Annotated in this window: 15 protein-coding genes, 3 tRNA genes and 2 pseudogenes; 7 read left to right on the top strand and 13 right to left on the bottom strand. The window is 37.7% G+C overall.

Annotated features, from left to right (window positions below):
• The first annotated feature begins 17 nt into the window (after positions 1-17).
• Together sufE and FVA72_RS12425 are read left to right on the top strand one after the other, a co-directional pair.
• A complete protein-coding gene (gene sufE, locus FVA72_RS12430; protein ID WP_096863970.1) occupies positions 18-434 on the top strand; it encodes a cysteine desulfuration protein SufE in 417 nt (138 codons plus the stop codon).
• A 228-nt stretch (positions 435-662) separates the two neighbouring features.
• Positions 663-1,472: pseudogene (locus FVA72_RS12425) on the top strand (L,D-transpeptidase family protein); the annotation flags it as partial.
• Here the strand turns inward: FVA72_RS12425 and pyk are convergent.
• From pyk to FVA72_RS12400, 5 genes and pseudogenes are all read right to left on the bottom strand, one after another.
• A pseudogene (gene pyk / locus FVA72_RS12420) lies at positions 1,470-2,267 on the bottom strand (pyruvate kinase); the annotation flags it as partial. The pseudogenes FVA72_RS12425 and pyk overlap by 3 nt on opposite strands.
• 418 nt (positions 2,268-2,685) lie before the next feature.
• Positions 2,686-2,762 (bottom strand) — tRNA-Val (locus FVA72_RS12415).
• Between the two features lie 30 nt (positions 2,763-2,792).
• Positions 2,793-2,869 (bottom strand) — tRNA-Val (locus FVA72_RS12410).
• Between the two features lie 30 nt (positions 2,870-2,899).
• Positions 2,900-2,976: transfer RNA gene (locus tag FVA72_RS12405), tRNA-Val, on the bottom strand.
• 158 nt (positions 2,977-3,134) lie between these two features.
• Positions 3,135-4,508, bottom strand: coding sequence for an MATE family efflux transporter (locus FVA72_RS12400; RefSeq protein WP_110591619.1), 1,374 nt, complete (start codon positions 4,506-4,508; stop codon positions 3,135-3,137).
• Positions 4,509-4,783: 275 nt separating this feature from the next.
• Here FVA72_RS12400 and FVA72_RS12395 point away from each other — a divergent pair, with 275 nt between their 5' ends.
• Positions 4,784-5,449 carry a riboflavin synthase gene (locus tag FVA72_RS12395; RefSeq protein ID WP_004263802.1) on the top strand — a complete coding sequence of 222 codons (666 nt, stop codon included), beginning with the start codon at positions 4,784-4,786 and terminating at the stop codon, positions 5,447-5,449.
• 213 nt (positions 5,450-5,662) lie between these two features.
• On the opposite strand, the gene FVA72_RS12390 is transcribed toward FVA72_RS12395, so the two are convergent.
• From FVA72_RS12390 to punC, 3 genes are all read right to left on the bottom strand, one after another.
• Positions 5,663-5,935 carry a putative quinol monooxygenase gene (locus FVA72_RS12390; RefSeq protein ID WP_004263806.1) on the bottom strand — a complete coding sequence of 91 codons (273 nt, stop codon included), beginning with the start codon at positions 5,933-5,935 and terminating at the stop codon, positions 5,663-5,665.
• A 24-nt stretch (positions 5,936-5,959) separates the two neighbouring features.
• Positions 5,960-6,718 carry a helix-turn-helix transcriptional regulator gene (locus tag FVA72_RS12385; RefSeq protein ID WP_232062735.1) on the bottom strand — a complete coding sequence of 253 codons (759 nt, stop codon included), beginning with the start codon at positions 6,716-6,718 and terminating at the stop codon, positions 5,960-5,962.
• 316 nt (positions 6,719-7,034) lie between these two features.
• Positions 7,035-8,261 (bottom strand): purine nucleoside transporter PunC, encoded by a 1,227-nt coding sequence (gene punC / locus FVA72_RS12380; RefSeq protein ID WP_004263814.1) that lies wholly within the window; start codon positions 8,259-8,261, stop codon positions 7,035-7,037.
• A gap of 122 nt (positions 8,262-8,383) precedes the next feature.
• On the opposite strand from punC, the gene punR reads away from it, so the two are divergent.
• A complete protein-coding gene (gene punR / locus FVA72_RS12375; RefSeq protein WP_004263815.1) occupies positions 8,384-9,289 on the top strand; it encodes a DNA-binding transcriptional activator PunR in 906 nt (301 codons plus the stop codon).
• Between the two features lie 9 nt (positions 9,290-9,298).
• Here punR and purR read toward each other — a convergent pair whose 3' ends face one another.
• Both purR and sodB read right to left on the bottom strand, forming a co-directional pair.
• Positions 9,299-10,324, bottom strand: a complete 1,026-nt coding sequence (gene purR, locus FVA72_RS12370) for an HTH-type transcriptional repressor PurR (protein ID WP_110591620.1) — start codon at positions 10,322-10,324, stop codon at positions 9,299-9,301.
• A gap of 441 nt (positions 10,325-10,765) precedes the next feature.
• Complete coding sequence (sodB, locus tag FVA72_RS12365; protein WP_004263823.1) at positions 10,766-11,344, bottom strand: superoxide dismutase [Fe]; 579 nt, start codon at positions 11,342-11,344, stop codon at positions 10,766-10,768.
• Between the two features lie 479 nt (positions 11,345-11,823).
• Here sodB and FVA72_RS12360 point away from each other — a divergent pair, with 479 nt between their 5' ends.
• On the top strand, positions 11,824-12,171 hold the full coding sequence (locus FVA72_RS12360; protein WP_004263827.1) for a Grx4 family monothiol glutaredoxin: 348 nt from the start codon (positions 11,824-11,826) through the stop codon (positions 12,169-12,171).
• 104 nt (positions 12,172-12,275) lie between these two features.
• On the opposite strand, the gene rnt is transcribed toward FVA72_RS12360, so the two are convergent.
• Positions 12,276-12,920 (bottom strand): ribonuclease T, encoded by a 645-nt coding sequence (gene rnt, locus FVA72_RS12355; RefSeq protein WP_110591621.1) that lies wholly within the window; start codon positions 12,918-12,920, stop codon positions 12,276-12,278.
• A gap of 144 nt (positions 12,921-13,064) precedes the next feature.
• A complete protein-coding gene (gene gloA / locus FVA72_RS12350) occupies positions 13,065-13,472 on the bottom strand; it encodes a lactoylglutathione lyase (RefSeq protein ID WP_036958666.1) in 408 nt (135 codons plus the stop codon).
• Between the two features lie 168 nt (positions 13,473-13,640).
• On the opposite strand from gloA, the gene FVA72_RS12345 reads away from it, so the two are divergent.
• Both FVA72_RS12345 and slyA read left to right on the top strand, forming a co-directional pair.
• Complete coding sequence (locus FVA72_RS12345) at positions 13,641-13,880, top strand: DUF1289 domain-containing protein (protein ID WP_004263835.1); 240 nt, start codon at positions 13,641-13,643, stop codon at positions 13,878-13,880.
• A gap of 535 nt (positions 13,881-14,415) precedes the next feature.
• Positions 14,416-14,850, top strand: a complete 435-nt coding sequence (slyA, locus tag FVA72_RS12340) for a transcriptional regulator SlyA (RefSeq protein WP_094961765.1) — start codon at positions 14,416-14,418, stop codon at positions 14,848-14,850.
• A 436-nt stretch (positions 14,851-15,286) separates the two neighbouring features.
• Here the strand turns inward: slyA and FVA72_RS12335 are convergent, their stop codons facing one another.
• Positions 15,287-15,754, bottom strand: a complete 468-nt coding sequence (locus FVA72_RS12335; RefSeq protein ID WP_036958672.1) for a glycine zipper 2TM domain-containing protein — start codon at positions 15,752-15,754, stop codon at positions 15,287-15,289.
• Between the last annotated feature and the right edge of the window lie 449 nt (positions 15,755-16,203).

Here is a 16,203-nt window from a genome sequence, read left to right as displayed (position 1 = left end):
TGGTAAAGGAACTGAGCATGCCCGCATTACCCGATGAAAGTAAGTTATTACGTAATTTCTCTCGCTGTCAGGACTGGGAGGAGCGTTACCTCTATATGATAGAGCTAGGGGGGCGTTTACCTGAACTCTCTGAGGTACAAAGAAGCGATAATAATTTAATCGCTGGATGCCAAAGCCAAGTGTGGATTGATATGCAAAAACAAGCGGACGGTACAATTACGTTTGCAGGTGATAGCGATGCAGCCATCGTTAAAGGGCTAGTTGCAATTGTTATTATTCTTTTTCAAGGTAAAACAGCGCAACAAATATTAGCACTCGATGTGAAGTCATTTTTTGAACAATTAGCATTAGAGCAGCATTTAACACCTTCACGTACTCAAGGTTTGAATGCGATGATCCGCACAATTTTATCGCGAGCGGCACAATTAGTATAATCTTACCGAGGGAGCGTTATGCTCCCTCTCTTATATTTTACTTCTTGGGTATTATTCTTTATCCGAGCAATTCATTAAAGTCATCGTATTTAGTTATCATAAAAAGACTACTTCCATATTAATACTTAATAAAAATATTTATTTAGTATTAAAGATATGAGAGATAGTTGCTATTATGAACAATAATCATTGAATTATTGTAAGAACATTATTTTCCTTGGAGTAGGTATGAAAAGAGTTTTGACGGTGGCAAGTTTGTTTGTCATGAGCGCCTTATTGGCTCCAGCTCAAGCAAAAGAATATCCATTACCTGACAGTAACACTCGACTTATCGGGGAAAATTACACGTATATCGTACCCAATGACGGGCGTCCACTGGAAGCCATTGCCAGTGAGCACCAAATTGGGCTACTAGGCATGCTTGAAGCAAACCCTGGAACGGACCCGTATCTTCCTGAAGCTGGAAAAGAGCTTATCATTCCAGCACAAATGTTGTTACCGTCAACGCCAAGAACCGGAATTGTGATTAACTTAGCAGAGCTGCGTTTATATTATTATCCGGCGAACAGCGAAGAAGTGATTGTTTACCCTATAGGTATTGGCCAATTAGGTCGTGATACACCTGAAATGGTAACTTCAGTAAGCCAATCAATTAAAGACCCAACATGGACGCCAACGGCGAACATCCGTAAAAATTATGCTAAAGAAGGTATAACGCTTCCTGCTGTTGTTCCAGCAGGTCCTGAAAACCCAATGGGCTTGTATGCATTACGACTAGCATATGGGCGTGGTGAATATCTGATCCACGGTACTAATGCAGATTTTGGTATTGGTATGCGGGTGAGCTCCGGTTGTATTCGTTTACGTCCTGATGATATTGAAGCGTTATTCAAGACAGTACCAAAAGGAACTCGTGTCCAAGTTATTGATCAGCCTGTAAAATACTCCAAAGAAACTGATGGCAGTTATTACATTGAGGTGCATCAGCCATTATCTCGGACAAATAATGATGACCCACAAACAATGCCAATCAAACTTTTCAATCATCATTTTTTGGGCGAAAATAACTTCTTCAACCGGGATTTCGACCCCTAAGTCACCGCGAGCAACCATGATGCCGTCAGAGGCTTCTAAAATCTCATCAAAATTATTCAAACCTTCTTGGTTTTCAATTTTAGAAATGATTTGGATGTTCTCACCACCATGTTTTTTCAGGTGAGCTCGAATTTCTTCGACATCTGAGCGTTTACGAATAAATGAAGCAGCAACAAAATCAACACCTTGTTGGCAACCAAAAACTAAATCTTCTTTATCTTTCTCTGCTAATGCCGGTAAGCCAATAGAAACGCCTGGCAGGTTAACCCCTTTTTTCTCTCCGAGGTCACCGTTATTTAAAACTTCACAAACGACTTCAGTTGCAGTGACATTAGTCACTTTCATGCCAATTAAGCCATCATCAACTAATACGGTATTGCCAACTTTTAAATCTGAAGTTAAGCCTGCGTAGGTCACGGCAACTTTATCTTTATTGCCTACAACAGAGGTATCGGTAGTAAATGTAAAAGTTTGACCCGCAACGAGTGAAACATCGTTACCACCTTCCAATTTCATGGTGCGAATTTCAGGGCCTTTGGTATCTAACAGAATAGCTGCTTGTTTGCCGGTTTTGGCACAAACAGAACGAAGGTTTTTGATTCGTTGACCATGTTCTTCATAGTCACCGTGAGAAAAGTTGAGGCGCATGACATTCATGCCAGCATCAAGAAGTTGAGTCAGTTTTTCTTCTGATTCGGTTTTTGGACCGATAGTACAAACAATTTTGGTTTTTTTCATGGCAGTCTATCTAATGTTATAAAGGAAATCGGTATTGTCGCCGATGCTTAGTACATTTTATAAATCGTACGCATGATAAATTTTGTTGCGCAACTCATTTATAAGAATAGGCGACAGTCTGGTGTTTAATGCATTATTACACTTAAATTTGTCACATTTTGTTTCTTATTATAGTGTAGATGACAAATTCAATTAAAGCTAACGTATTGATTTACTACTGGTGAAACCTTTCAGCCAGCGTGAGTATTATAGACAACAAAAAACTGTGAGACAAATCAAATTTTACTAAATTGAGAGAAGAGACCATTCAGATCAAAAATTCATTTAAAATTAAGGAAGTTAATTTGTTGCGCAACAAATTAAGGGAATAATAATAGACAATCAAGAGAAATTTTAGGTAGCAGGGAGATAAATAAAATGGTGCGTCCGAGTAGACTCGAACTACCGACCCCCACCATGTCAAGGTGGTGCTCTAACCAACTGAGCTACGGACGCACTGGAAAATTTGATTGTGTTAATTTGAAATGGTGCGTCCGAGTAGACTCGAACTACCGACCCCCACCATGTCAAGGTGGTGCTCTAACCAACTGAGCTACGGACGCGCTGAAAATTAACATTGTGTTCACTAGAAATGGTGCGTCCGAGTAGACTCGAACTACCGACCCCCACCATGTCAAGGTGGTGCTCTAACCAACTGAGCTACGGACGCATCTAAAAGATATCTAGGTGACAACGGGGATGAATATTAACGTTATGAAGTTCATCTGGCAAGGGGAAAATGTATTTTCGCGATAGTTTGTTCGTATTTAAAACTATCTGGTGCGAAATACATCTTCTCCCATAATAAAAAGCTTAAAAAACCGTCAATTAGCGAGCTGAGCGAAGTAAGACAACATCCTCTGTTTGCTTATGGATCCATATAATTCGTGTTGCCATTCCTATTGCAGCGGCACTTAAACCAATAATAAAGCCAATCCAGAAGCCTTTAGGCCCCATAGCTGGTACGATAAAATCAGTTAACGCTAAAATATAACCAGAAGGCAAGCCAAGTAACCAATATGCAGTGAAGGTAATAAAGAAAATGGAACGCGTATCTTTATAACCACGTAAAATTCCGGCACCAATAACTTGCACAGAATCTGACAGCTGATAAATAGCGGCGTATAACATTAAGCTGCTTGCTAAAACAACGACCTCTGGGTTTTTGTTATACATCATTGCAATCGGCTCACGGAAAACGGCGGTGAGAACTGCAGTAAAACAAGCGACCATTAAGCCAACAGTAATACCAGTATAAGATGAAACTTTAGCAGCTTCAGTCGATTTCTGCCCTAAGTTATAACCTACGCGAATGGTTGCTGCTATTCCTAATGATAATGGGAACATAAACATCACAGAACTGAAATTCAACGCAACTTGGTGACCAGCTACTGCAACAACCCCTAATGGGGCGACTAGCAGTGCAACGACAGCAAATAAAGTGACTTCAAAGAAAAGTGCCAGACCAATAGGCGTACCTAACACGATAATTCGCTTTAAGATTAATGGATTTGGCGATGTGAAAGAGAGTGTAGGGCGAATATCACGCTGCGCAGTAGCACGTTTCACATACCATCTCATCATCAGACACATAGCCCAATACACTGATGCAGTGGCGACACCACAACCCACACCACCTAAAGCAGGTGCACCAAAGTGACCATAAATAAAGATATAGTTAATAGGAATATTAATCATTAGGCCAAGAAAACCAATCACCATCCCCGGCTTGGTTTTTGAAAGCCCTTCACATTGGCTACGATATACTTGGTAAAATAAGTAGCCTGGAGCTCCCCACATAATGGCATGTAAAAAACGGACAGATTTATCTGCCAATTCTTTATCAATATGGGGCATATTGCTAATAATAAGCTGACTGTTATAAAGAAGGCACATAATGCCTAAGGCTAAAAGTAGCGCTAACCATAGACCTTGTTGAATTTGGTCGCCTATTAGGTTGCGACGGCCTGACCCATTCATTTGTGCAACGATTGGGGTTAATGCCATCAAAATTCCTTGGCCAAAAAGAATAGCTGGCAGCCAGATGGAAAACCCAACTGCAACTGCGGACATCTCAATTTCACTAACACTTCCAGCCATAACCGTATCCACAAACCCCATTGCAGTTTGTGAAAATTGAGCTAAAACGATAGGAATACCAAGTGCCAACAAGCTACGCGCTTCTGTAAAATATTTCTGCACGCATACACCTTTGTAATAAAAGCAAGTAAGAGAAAAAAACTAGAAAAATAAATGAGTTACTAAAAACACATCGATTGCTAAAAACCGCTTATTCTATCCCGTTTCTAAATGGATTCCAATAATGATATGGTAACAAACTATGAAAGAGCATTTTAGAACCTAATATATTGTTACATACTAGGTTTATTATCGTTTTGTTTATCACTCAAATAGGATAGATCTCTAACAATTCTGATGTAAACTGAGCCTATTAATCCACTACACTGAGAATCATTATGTTTACAGGCATTGTTCAAGCGACTGCTCCTATTGTTGAAATTACAGAAAGGGCCAACTTTCGAACTCATGTAATGAAATTTACCCCAGAATTACTTATAGGTTTAGAAACAGGGGCTTCCGTTGCACATAATGGTTGTTGTTTGACGGTAACAAAGATTGATGGTGAAAGAGTTAGTTTTGATCTAATTAAAGAAACCCTGAGATTAACTAACTTGGGGGAATTACAAGAAGGTGATGTTGTTAATATCGAACGGGCTGCAAAATATGGTGACGAAATCGGTGGCCATGTTGTTTCAGGTCATATTATGACAACAGCTGAAATTAGTAAGATCTTCACATCTGAAGATAACCACCAGATTTGGTTATCAATTCGTGATAAATCTTTGATGAAATATATTTTGCATAAAGGCTTTGTCGCGATTGACGGTATCAGTTTAACGGTCGGAGATGTAATCAACAATCGGTTCTGCGTACATCTCATCCCTGAAACATTAGAGAGAACAACATTAGGTAAAAAACGGTTGGGTGATAAAATAAATATTGAGATAGACCCTCAAACTCAGGCTATTGTTGATACCGTTGAGCGTGTTTTAAATCAAAAAGAACAAGAAAAATTACTACAGCAAGCAGAAGAGATGGCGGACATAGCGAAAACAGAGTAAACAGACGTAAAAGGTGATAACCGCGTTATTTACTTTAAAGAAAAATAGCAGAAGAAACAGCCAAGTAGGCTATAGCTATAATGATTTATGCTATAGCCTAAATAAAATATGGTTAGTCTTTGTTTATTGAATGTCTGTCATGAAGTTCTATTAAATAATGAAAATTAACATTATCAAAAAATATGACTAGTTCCGGTTTTCAATATTAATAGATCATTTTTCACTGAAGTTGACAGAGAAGCTGGCGTTATCACGTTCAATTGCTTCAACTAATCGCCTGAAATGCGGACTATTTTTATGCATCTCTAATGCTTGAGTGTCTTCCCATTCCTCAAAAACAATATAACCATTTTCTTTAGCCATAAGATCATATTGAATGCATCCTTTCTCTCGGCGGCTCAGTTTTGCTAAGTCGCGAACGATTTCTTTCGTTAAATACCCATCTGTCCTTTCTGTTGTAATTTGGGCATACACAACAATACTCATTCCGTTCTCCTTATGTATTAAGAACTATCTTAATGGGTACTTAGTTTTTGTATTGTAAAAAAGCGAATAACTCGATTTTAAAAATGCCGACGGCGTCATAGTAAAGTATCTTTTAAAATCACGGTAAAAGTGGGATTGATCATAATACCCTGTTTCAAACCAACGGTAGGTGTCTTGTTCTACTACCATACTTTTTAAAACATGTTCTAAGCGGCAATTGATCTGGTACCTTTTTGGTGTAATGCCGTATTCTTTCAAAAACTCTTTTTGAATGACTCGGACGTGTAATCCTGTCTCTTCAGCAATTTCTGTGATTTTTTTTGTTGGATTTCGATACAGTAATTCTAAAACTTCATCAATGAAGTGAGGCTTTTTCTTAGCTTTAGTCCTATTAAAGCAATCTAACAACTCTTTAAATGAAGAATTAGCTAAAGCTTCAAACCAGCGGTCTTTCCATATCTCATTTAGTGCGATTGGGGTGTCAGTATAGTTTAATGTTTTTTGAGGCAGTAGAAAACGTAAGGCATCATGACGAATACGTAATACCATTACTTTTGAATGATTAGGGCTAGCAGTAAATGTATTAACCCTAGGAATAATCAGCTGGTAAGGGTCTGTTATTGAATCGTTATCAGTTGTCATGCGAAATGCATCTGATGAAACCCAGATTTCAGCACCTGTTCCAGGGAAAATTTTAATTGCTTCTGTAAACTCTTTGATTATCAAAATAGAACTAACAAAGGATTTTAATTCATCTGGTGGATAGTACTGTTTTAACATCATTCTTGAGCACTCATTATTTAATGTCGCAATGATAACGTTTTTTAACAAGAAAATTAACCATGAAATATCTATATCTTAGTAGATGACAAAATTAAAACTTTAATTTTTAGTGAAATCCGCTTTGAATTAAGAAAATTGATGAGAAAGGTAAGGTTTTACCAGCCAAGAATAATCGGCTATTGGTTATATAGCAAAATACTGAACATATATTACCGTATGGTCACTAGTGCTATACACTGAAGGAAATTTTTATGAATTTGCTAAAATAAAAATCATGCCGATAAGATTCGGCATGATTGAGTCGGTAAGCTATACTTTATGAATTCGTTTGGCAATCAACCTGCTTAATAGTTTGGTTATTTTTGCTTGCACAGCGTTGCATAAAATAGCCAATGGCCATTGGAATGATCGTTACTGCCATCACCCCAGTTGTTGCTAACAATGGGTCGAAAGTAAGAGCAGAAACAAGTAGACTGGCTAAAAAACATAAACCTAGTTGTAAGGCATTTTGTAATGCGGCAGCTTTACCACTGGCGCTAGGAAATGCATTTAGTGCTTTGGATACTGCAATTGGGTAAGAGGCTCCGTTCATAGCTGCCATAAAGCAGAATGGGATCAAGATCATAGTTAATGATGGTGTGGTATAAATAGCCATGATGAATAAAATAGACATGCTTACCGCATAACCAACAAGTAACAATGGAAATATTGTTTCTGCTCGGACTTTTGCTAATAAAATACGGCAGCCATACCCACCAATAATAAAGGCTAAAGTTTGTGGAATATAACTCAAACCGATATCCGCAGGGTTGAAACCCATATTACGTAAGATAAAAGGCGAGCCGGTTAGCCAAGCGAAAAAACCCGCACTGCATGAAGCGTAAACGAGCACATTACCGCTGAAAACTGGCGAACTGAGTAAGTTTGAGAAAGAAATCTTAGCTTGTGGTTGGCTGTCATCAATTATTGTTTTAACTGAAACATTTTTCAAAAAGAGTGTTGGCAATAAAAGTAATATACCCACAGCCATTAGGATCAGGAAAATTGCTTCCCATGTTTGGTGTTCTAGTACCCATGCTCCTAATAATGGTGCTAAAGCAGGGGATAGCGCAACTAACGGCATAATAGAAGCAAAAACTTTTTGGGTATTTGCTTCATCATAGCGGTCGATAACAAGAGCTTGCCATAAAACTGCAGCGGAGCAGACACCAACAGCCTGTAAAAATCGTAGTGTTAATAACTGTGTTGCGGTTTCCACCCAATAAATAGCTAAGCTACTGATAATGAAAATAGTTAAGCCCACAATGAGCACAGGCTTACGGCCAAGTTTGTCTGACAATGGCCCCCATAACAATTGAGCGAAGGCAAAACCGGCTAAAAATATACTGAGAGAAGCACTGATAGCGCCTTCTGATGTATGCAGGGTGTCTTGCATAGCACCGAATGCAGGTAAATACATATCAATAGCTAAAAACCCCAGCATGCTAAGTCCTGCAAGGTAAACCATAAATCCAGGGGAATTTTTTTTCACAGTATTCGACATAATTATTACTTATCTGATATTTAAAAAAATGTTAATGATGATGCCATTGTATAGGCTATTTTTTTAGGTTGTGAAACGGTAATATTTGGATCTTGCTATCAAAATTTTTGAAAGGAGAGGTTATGTGGTCTGCGCATGCACTCGAAGTGATTGATGCTGTTGCCCGAACTGGGAGCTTTAGTGGTGCTGCTGAAGAGTTACACCGTGTACCTTCTGCAATCAGTTATACCGTCAAGCAAGTTGAAGAATGGCTTGCGGTTCCGCTATTTGAGCGTCGACATCGCGATGTTGTTCTAACAGAAGCTGGAACGATATTTATTAAGGAAAGTCGTTCTGTTATCAAAAAAATGACAGATACAAGGCATCAATGCCAGCAGGTTGCTAATGGTTGGCGGGGGCAATTTAGTATTGCTGTTGATTGCATTGTAAAACCACAGAGAGCAGAGCAATTGATACTGGATTTCTATCGTCACTTTCCAGATATTGAACTTTTCATTCATCCTGAGGTATTTAATGGTGTTTGGGATGCACTTGCTGATGGGCGTGTAGATGTTGCTATTGGAGCTACTCGAGCCTCACCGATTGGTGAAAGATATAGTTTCCGTGATATGGGTTTTATGTCATGGATGTGTGTGGCGAGCCCTAAACACCCATTAGCGAATATAAGCGGCAAGCTAACAGACGACCAAATGCGCGAGTTTCCAAGTTTATGTCTCGAAGACACTTCTCGTAATCTACCAAAACGTGATACATGGGCTCTTGATAATCAACGTCGTCTTGTCGTACCTTCTTGGGAAAATGGTCTAGCTTGTTTGGTTAACGGGTTGTGTGTCGGAATGGTGCCAGAGCATCGTGCGGCTTCGTTTTGCGAAAAAGGCTTATTAGTTGAACTAGCATTAGCTCAGCCATTTCCACCCAGTCCTTGTTGTCTAACTTGGGTGGAAAATAATACATCACCAGCGTTGAATTGGTTATTGGATTACCTTGGCGATAACGAAACGCTCAATGCCGAGTGGCTTTCAAACTAATTATGCGTATTATCGACGATAATCGATAAATGGGCCGTCAGCAACGGAACGGCGTTCTACAAGGCGAGGGTGGACTTCAATTGTTTGAGCATCTTCGCGCTTATTTACAATACGATCGAGCAGCATTGTGAAAGCCATTTGGCCTAAACGCTCTTTTGGTTGGTGAATTGTGGTCAATGCCGGGGTAAAATAGCGCGCATTTCGCACGTTATCATAGCCAATGATTGAAATGTCTTGTGGGACACGCAATCCCATCTCATCAGCGGCGCAAATTGCCCCCATTGCCATAATATCACCGCCACAGAAAACGGCAGTAGGGCGTTGCTTATGGCTTAAAATTTGCATCATTGCCTTATAGCCAGATTCTGGCTCGAAGTCCCCTTGAACAATCCATTCATCTTTTATGGTGATTTTGGCCTCTTCCATCGCCTTTTTAAAGCCAGTTAATCGACCAATACCCGTATTTCTTTCAAGAGAGCCAGGGATGGCTCCGATGTCACGATGCCCTCTATCAATCAAATAACGTCCTGCAAGATAGCCACCGTGGAATGAGTTATCAATAATACTATCGGTAAAATCGCCACGGGAAGTTCCCCAGTCCATCACTACCATTGGGATATTGCGGTAATCTTCCAGCATACTGATTAAGGGGGCAGGATATTCGGAGCACATTACAAGTAAACCATCAACACGCTTTTGTGCCAGCATCTGCAAATACGCTTTTTGTTTTCCCAAATTATTATGAGAATTACAAAGGATTAGCGTATAACCTTTTTCATAACAGCTATTTTCAACTGATTCAATTACCTCTGCGAAGTAAGGAGCTTCACATGAGGTTGCCAACAACCCAATCGACTTTGTGTTGTTAACTTTTAGACTACGGGCAACCGCACTTGGCGAATAATTGAGCTCTTTAATTGCAGCCCAAACCGCAGCTTTAGTGTCATCAGCTACAAAGCGCGTTTTATTAATAACATGGGATACGGTTGTGGTAGATACGCCAGCGCGTTTCGCCACATCTTTAATCGTTGCCATGGGGGAAAAAAACTCCTGACCAATAACCGGTCTCTATAAGAATTCTTGTTAAAAAATTACCTGCATATTGATGCATTGATCCTTTGCTGGCAATAATTTAGCGATTTGTTGTCGATTTTGTCTGATCTAGCGCAAAAACGAAAGAAATAATTGATGTTATAACATGTGATATAGACACTAGTTTTACTTTTTTAGATATGTATACTGAATAACATTGATTTTTGTACGGTTATTTGGTTGTTTAACTACGTTTGGATGAGAGGAACTCATGGATACAGATGTTAAATATGGTTTGCTTGCTGCGTTGGGCTCATTAGCATTGATTATATTTCTTGCTGCACATATTTTCTGATTTTATTTCAGCCTCGAATAGGGTGAATTTAATAAGGGCGAGAATATCTCGCCCTTATTGTATCTATACCTAGCAATAAGCAGAAATTGTTATGCTAAATTTTCTTCCACAAATTTCCAGTTAACTAGCGCCCAGAAATTTTCTAAATATTTAGGGCGAGCGTTACGGTAATCGATATAATAAGCATGTTCCCAAATATCGACAGTTAACACAGGCTTATCATCACCAGAAATAGGTGTTGCAGCATTGGATGTATTTACAATAGCAAGGTTACCATCTGCTTTTTTCACTAACCAAGTCCAGCCCGCACCGAAGTTTTTGGTTGCTGCATCAGTAAATTGAGCTTTAAATTCAGCAAAAGAACCGAATGCCTTATTGATAGCTTCAGCGACTTTACCTGTTGGCTCGCCACCAGCGTTTGGTGCTAAGCAATTCCAATAGAAAGTGTGATTCCAAACTTGTGCCGCGTTGTTAAAAACGCCTGCTTCAGAAGTTTTAATGATTTCTTCTAAAGATTTTCCTTCAAAGTTAGTGCCTTTGATGAGGTTGTTCAAGTTAACAACGTAAGTGTTGTGGTGCTTACCATAGTGATATTCTAAGGTTTCAGCAGAGATATAAGGTTCTAAAGCATCTTTTGCATACGGTAAAGCGGGTAGTTCAAATGACATTGCGTACTCCTTGATTGCTTTTATATCAATATACTTAGGGTGTTTGCTCTTAAAATGAGCGAAATAATATGTGACAGCTTATCATTACAGTTTCGCCTATTGGCGATATGATACTTAATACATTAATGATAACACGATAAACCATACAAAGATAAAGGTAATGGCGTTACTAAGATGTTAACAAATAAATAGAGATATTACACATAAAAATCATATAGATATTGTAATCGAAAAATCTAAGATATTAAGTTTCGGTTTTTATCTAGAAATAGCTACTTGTTTGACTTAAGTAGAGAGAAGATAGAAAAGGTGCCTTTTTGTTTTTTGGAATGCTATAGTAATGCCCCTATAAAACTGGCATATTGTATGAAACAATTCAGTTTCCTATTATATCAGTCAATGTATTCTGTTAAGTTGCGGTAGACTCTCAGTTACCGGCTGACTGCAAAACCTGCATCTTTGTTTTAAGGAAGTTAAAAATGACAACTATTGAAAGAATTGAGCGCCAAATTAAAGAAAACCCAATTTTATTATATATGAAAGGCTCTCCTAAACTTCCGAGCTGTGGTTTTTCTGCTCAAGCAGTACAAGCTCTGTCTTCTTGTGGTGAGCGTTTTGCATATGTCGATATCTTACAAAACCCAGATATCCGTGCTGAATTGCCAAAATACGCAAATTGGCCAACGTTTCCTCAACTATGGGTTGACGGTGAGCTGGTCGGTGGCTGTGATATCATCATGGAAATGTTCCAGCGTGGTGAGCTCCAATCTCTAATTAAAGAAACTGCTGATAAGTATCGTCCAGCAGATGAAGCTAGCACAGACTAAATTAAGCCATAAATAAATAAAAACGTAAAAACCGTATTTGATGAAAGCACTTATTACTTTTTATCAAACACGGTTTTTTTATGTAATAGCGATTAATTAAAAAATTATTGGGGTTCTTCAATAATTGGCCAACCACCCAGCTTTTTCCATTTATTAACGATCTCACAAAATAGCAGAGCCGTTCGATTGGTGTCATACAGTGCGCCATGAGCTTGTTTACCATCAAATGGAATACCTGCGGAAACACAAGCTTTTGCTAGAATTGTTTGACCGAATACTAAGCCGCTCAGTGCCGCAGTATCGAAGGTTGCAAATGGATGGAAAGGATTACGTTTTAAACCTGCTCGTTCGGCTGCATTCATCACAAAACTGTGATCAAAATTTGCATTATGAGCGACAATAATTGCACGATTGCAATCTGTATTTTTCATTCCTTTGCGAATGACTTTGAATATCGCATGAAGAGCCTCATATTCACTAACAGCACCGCGTAGAGGGTTTGTTGGATCAATCCCTGTGAAGGCAAGAGCAGATGGCTCAAGATTAGCACCTTCAAAAGGTTCTACATGAAAATGTAATGTTTCATCCATGGAGAGCCAGCCGTCTTTATCCATTTTTAAGGTGATGGCAGCAATCTCTAACAGGCCGTCAGTTTTAGCATTGAACCCGCCTGTTTCAACATCAATAACGACAGGATAGTATCCCCTGAAACGGTTCACTAGGGTATTTGGATTGTTTTTTTCAGACATTAGGACTTTCAATTTTAGTTTTCTGGTTAGGTAACATTATGCCAAAACCAGTAAAAATTTGCAGGTAAACAGTGATAAAAGTTTAGGCGCTAGATTTGGCACCTAAACTTTAAACTATATAGTACTTTTAAATTATATAGTTAATTAATGGCCTAACCCTTTACTTGCGCTTTTGTTTTCGATCAACTCAATCTTATAGCCATCAGGGTCTTCAACAAAAGCAATCACTGTTGTTCCACCTTTAACAGGGCCGGCTTCACGTGTTACGTTACCTCCTGCACTACGTATATCATCGCATGTTTTTGCAACATCATCGACGCCCAAGGCGATATGACCATATGCGTTACCCATATCGTATTGGTCAACCCCCCAGTTATAGGTCAACTCGATTACAGCGCCTTCACTTTCATCGCTGTAGCCAACAAATGCGAGAGAATATTTATACTCTGTATTTTCACTAGTTCTTAATAAACGCATGCCTAACACTTTCGTGTAAAAATCAATAGAACGCTGCATATCAGTAACACGTAACATAGTATGGAGTAAGCGCATTTTTAAACCTCTTAGAATCAGCCTGAATCGATTTACTTATTAATATAACGTGCTTAAATTAATAAATACAATGATTACAGTTTGTTTTTTGAACAAATAATGGTAATACTCATTTTCAGGAGTATATCATACATTTATCAGTGATTTTTTCTTTTGAAGGGGAAACTTATGGCGGAACAACTTGAATTTTTTGAGATCCCCAGCCCTTGCCGTGGTATTTGCCAAAGTAATGAACAAGGCTATTGTCGAGGTTGCTATCGCACTCGTGATGAGCGTTTTAATTGGCTAAAATTCTCTGATACTGAAAAACGAAATGTACTTCGTTTATGTCGTCAACGTTATTTAAGAATATTAAATAAAAAAACAGAACAAGAAAAAATCATAGATACACAACAACAACTATTTTAGTTCACAGTTTTAAATATAATCATAAAAATAAATCAAATGTTTTATTTCTAATGTAAACTAATTCAGGTTGAATTATTAGCAAAATATTTATTTCTTGGTTTATATTTCAATAAAATTTTATTTATTCAAAATAGGTATAGGTTGAATCAAAATGACTGTAATTAACATGATTTTAAGATTAACTATATTTATTTGTTTTTTAAAGAGTTATTTGACGTTACTTTTTTTATTGTTATTCATGGCTACTATAAGAGCTAAAATAGATAGATCAAAAAGGAGAGTGCGGCTATTCTTATTAATAAGATAATTGATAGGTTATCTGATTAATCCTAGATTGAGATAATGGATGAATCAGTGATGTATTAATTAGAGATATATCGCATAATAAAACAGCTACTATAACTAGGAATAGGTATTTAATAGCTAATGTATAAATAAAAAGCTGTAAATATAAAAGGAAATTAATATATAATTCAAAAAATAATATGAGGACGGTATATTTTTTAGACATTATAATTATATAAAGGAGGGTAAATTGGAATCACAAATTGGGACAGAGTTATCACGTGTTGTTCGCATGTGGAGAGCATTAATCGACTATCGTTTGAAGCCTCTTAAGCTTACACAGACACATTGGGTTACATTGCATAATATAAGTCAACTACCACCTGAGCAATCTCAAATACAGTTAGCGAAAGCGATTGGTATTGAACAGCCTTCATTAGTAAGGACTCTAGATCAATTAGAGGAAAAAAAATTGATTTCTAGACATACTTGTACAAATGATAGGAGAGCTAAAAGAATAAAATTAACGGAAGAGTCTGAACCCTTTATTAAAACGGTAGACCAAGTCATAAATAATACGCGTATAGAAATACTGAACAACATTAGTAAAGATGAGCTTTACCAACTATCACAGTTACTTATGAAACTTGAAAAAAATATCTTGAGGCTACAAAATGACTCTTGATGTAAAAAATATGCCTAGCTAATGAATGACATATTAATTATTAAATTTGTGTTTAAAATAATTTAGTATATGATTTTTTAATGAAATAGTAATTACACTTGGTTATAATTTTCATTAAATCATTATTATTATGAAATATAGTTAAGGCTATTAATTATTTTTTCGCTGTGATACCTTCATTTTTAATTGTTAGCTAGCTAATTTATCGGTAGATACTAATAAATACTTTATTAAAGGAGATAGGCTAAAATAAATTTATTGATTTGAATGCAAGGCATTTATATGTAAACAAGAAATTGTGTCATTCAAAAGCCATGCACAATAAATAAAAAATACGATTATCTACCATAAAGCAACGATATCATTCAGCAATACTATTTGTAAGTAATGCTCACCGGCCATGGCCGGTGAGCATGCCTAATTTAGTACTGTATGATTACCGAGGAGACACAGTAACAGTATTTCCGCTATTCGCAATCATAACACGTTGGCCATTACGGAAGGTGCTTGGGTCTTGTTTTTGAACAACAACAATGTTTTTACCGCTATCGAGGCGGATTTCTAATTGAACACCTTGGCTTCTATTTAATGCGCCTTGAGCTTCCTGACCAGCTAAACCACCTGCAATAGCACCTGCGGCAGTTGCTAATGTGTTACCTGTACCACCACCGATGGTGTTACCTAATAACCCACCAAGAACAGCACCACCAATTGCACCAATCACGTTACCGTCTTCACCAGCTTGAATAGTCACAGGGCGAGCATTCAGAACAGTACCATAAGTCACAGTCTGTACCTGTTTCGCATCCTTGGCTGAAATAGTATCACCAGAAAGCGTACTGGTATTGACACAGCCTGATAAAGCTGCAACTGCTACAACACCTACAAAAACTTTCTTAAGCATAAGAACTCCTATGAGATTTGCTGTCTGTGGCACTAACATAGCATCGTATATTTGTTTTCACCATAAACACAACAAGTATCAAAATAATGATATTAAAAAGCGATGGTTAGATTACCGATTTTGATTTAAATAGAGTGTAAACACTAGGTAAAATATCTCAAATTCGAGATGATTTCATTCAATAAGGCACTCTTTGTTAAATATTCATATAGGGTAGTCAGCTTATGAGCATCATTTCGCACCAGTTGCTAAAAGAATAGTCGTTAAAACTTTAGCTGAAATACTAAACAGTAATGCTGAGCTGATAAATGTATTATGTATCATTATATTGAAAATGAAAGTTTCAGATATTACAAAACGTCTTTTTTAGTTAGGTTGTCTAGCAATTTTTAGTTTTAGTGCATTTATTTATTATTCCTGCGAAGCGCTCCGAGAAATTGCATCGAATT

This window comes from Providencia sp. PROV061 (assembly GCF_011045655.1).
GTDB lineage: Bacteria > Pseudomonadota > Gammaproteobacteria > Enterobacterales > Enterobacteriaceae > Providencia > Providencia hangzhouensis.
The sequence above is the reverse complement of the archived record's forward strand: the minus strand, read 5'-3'. Positions and strand labels throughout refer to the sequence as shown.

What these genes read in the sequence shown, in the direction of transcription:
- rnt (WP_110591621.1), bottom strand. Translation starts at nt 12,920, where the DNA reads ATGTCTGAAAAAAACAATCCAAATACCCTAGTGAACCGTTTCAGGGGA.
- FVA72_RS12385 (WP_232062735.1), bottom strand. Translation starts at nt 6,718, where the DNA reads ATGATGTTAAAACAGTACTATCCACCAGATGAATTAAAATCCTTTGTT.
- punC (WP_004263814.1), bottom strand. Translation starts at nt 8,261, where the DNA reads ATGTCGAATACTGTGAAAAAAAATTCCCCTGGATTTATGGTTTACCTT.
- sodB (WP_004263823.1), bottom strand. Translation starts at nt 11,344, where the DNA reads ATGTCATTTGAACTACCCGCTTTACCGTATGCAAAAGATGCTTTAGAA.
- FVA72_RS12335 (WP_036958672.1), bottom strand. Translation starts at nt 15,754, where the DNA reads ATGCTTAAGAAAGTTTTTGTAGGTGTTGTAGCAGTTGCAGCTTTATCA.
- FVA72_RS12395 (WP_004263802.1), top strand. Translation starts at nt 4,784, where the DNA reads ATGTTTACAGGCATTGTTCAAGCGACTGCTCCTATTGTTGAAATTACA.
- sufE (WP_096863970.1), top strand. Translation starts at nt 18, where the DNA reads ATGCCCGCATTACCCGATGAAAGTAAGTTATTACGTAATTTCTCTCGC.
- purR (WP_110591620.1), bottom strand. Translation starts at nt 10,324, where the DNA reads ATGGCAACGATTAAAGATGTGGCGAAACGCGCTGGCGTATCTACCACA.
- FVA72_RS12360 (WP_004263827.1), top strand. Translation starts at nt 11,824, where the DNA reads ATGACAACTATTGAAAGAATTGAGCGCCAAATTAAAGAAAACCCAATT.
- FVA72_RS12345 (WP_004263835.1), top strand. Translation starts at nt 13,641, where the DNA reads ATGGCGGAACAACTTGAATTTTTTGAGATCCCCAGCCCTTGCCGTGGT.
- gloA (WP_036958666.1), bottom strand. Translation starts at nt 13,472, where the DNA reads ATGCGCTTACTCCATACTATGTTACGTGTTACTGATATGCAGCGTTCT.
- punR (WP_004263815.1), top strand. Translation starts at nt 8,384, where the DNA reads ATGTGGTCTGCGCATGCACTCGAAGTGATTGATGCTGTTGCCCGAACT.
- FVA72_RS12390 (WP_004263806.1), bottom strand. Translation starts at nt 5,935, where the DNA reads ATGAGTATTGTTGTGTATGCCCAAATTACAACAGAAAGGACAGATGGG.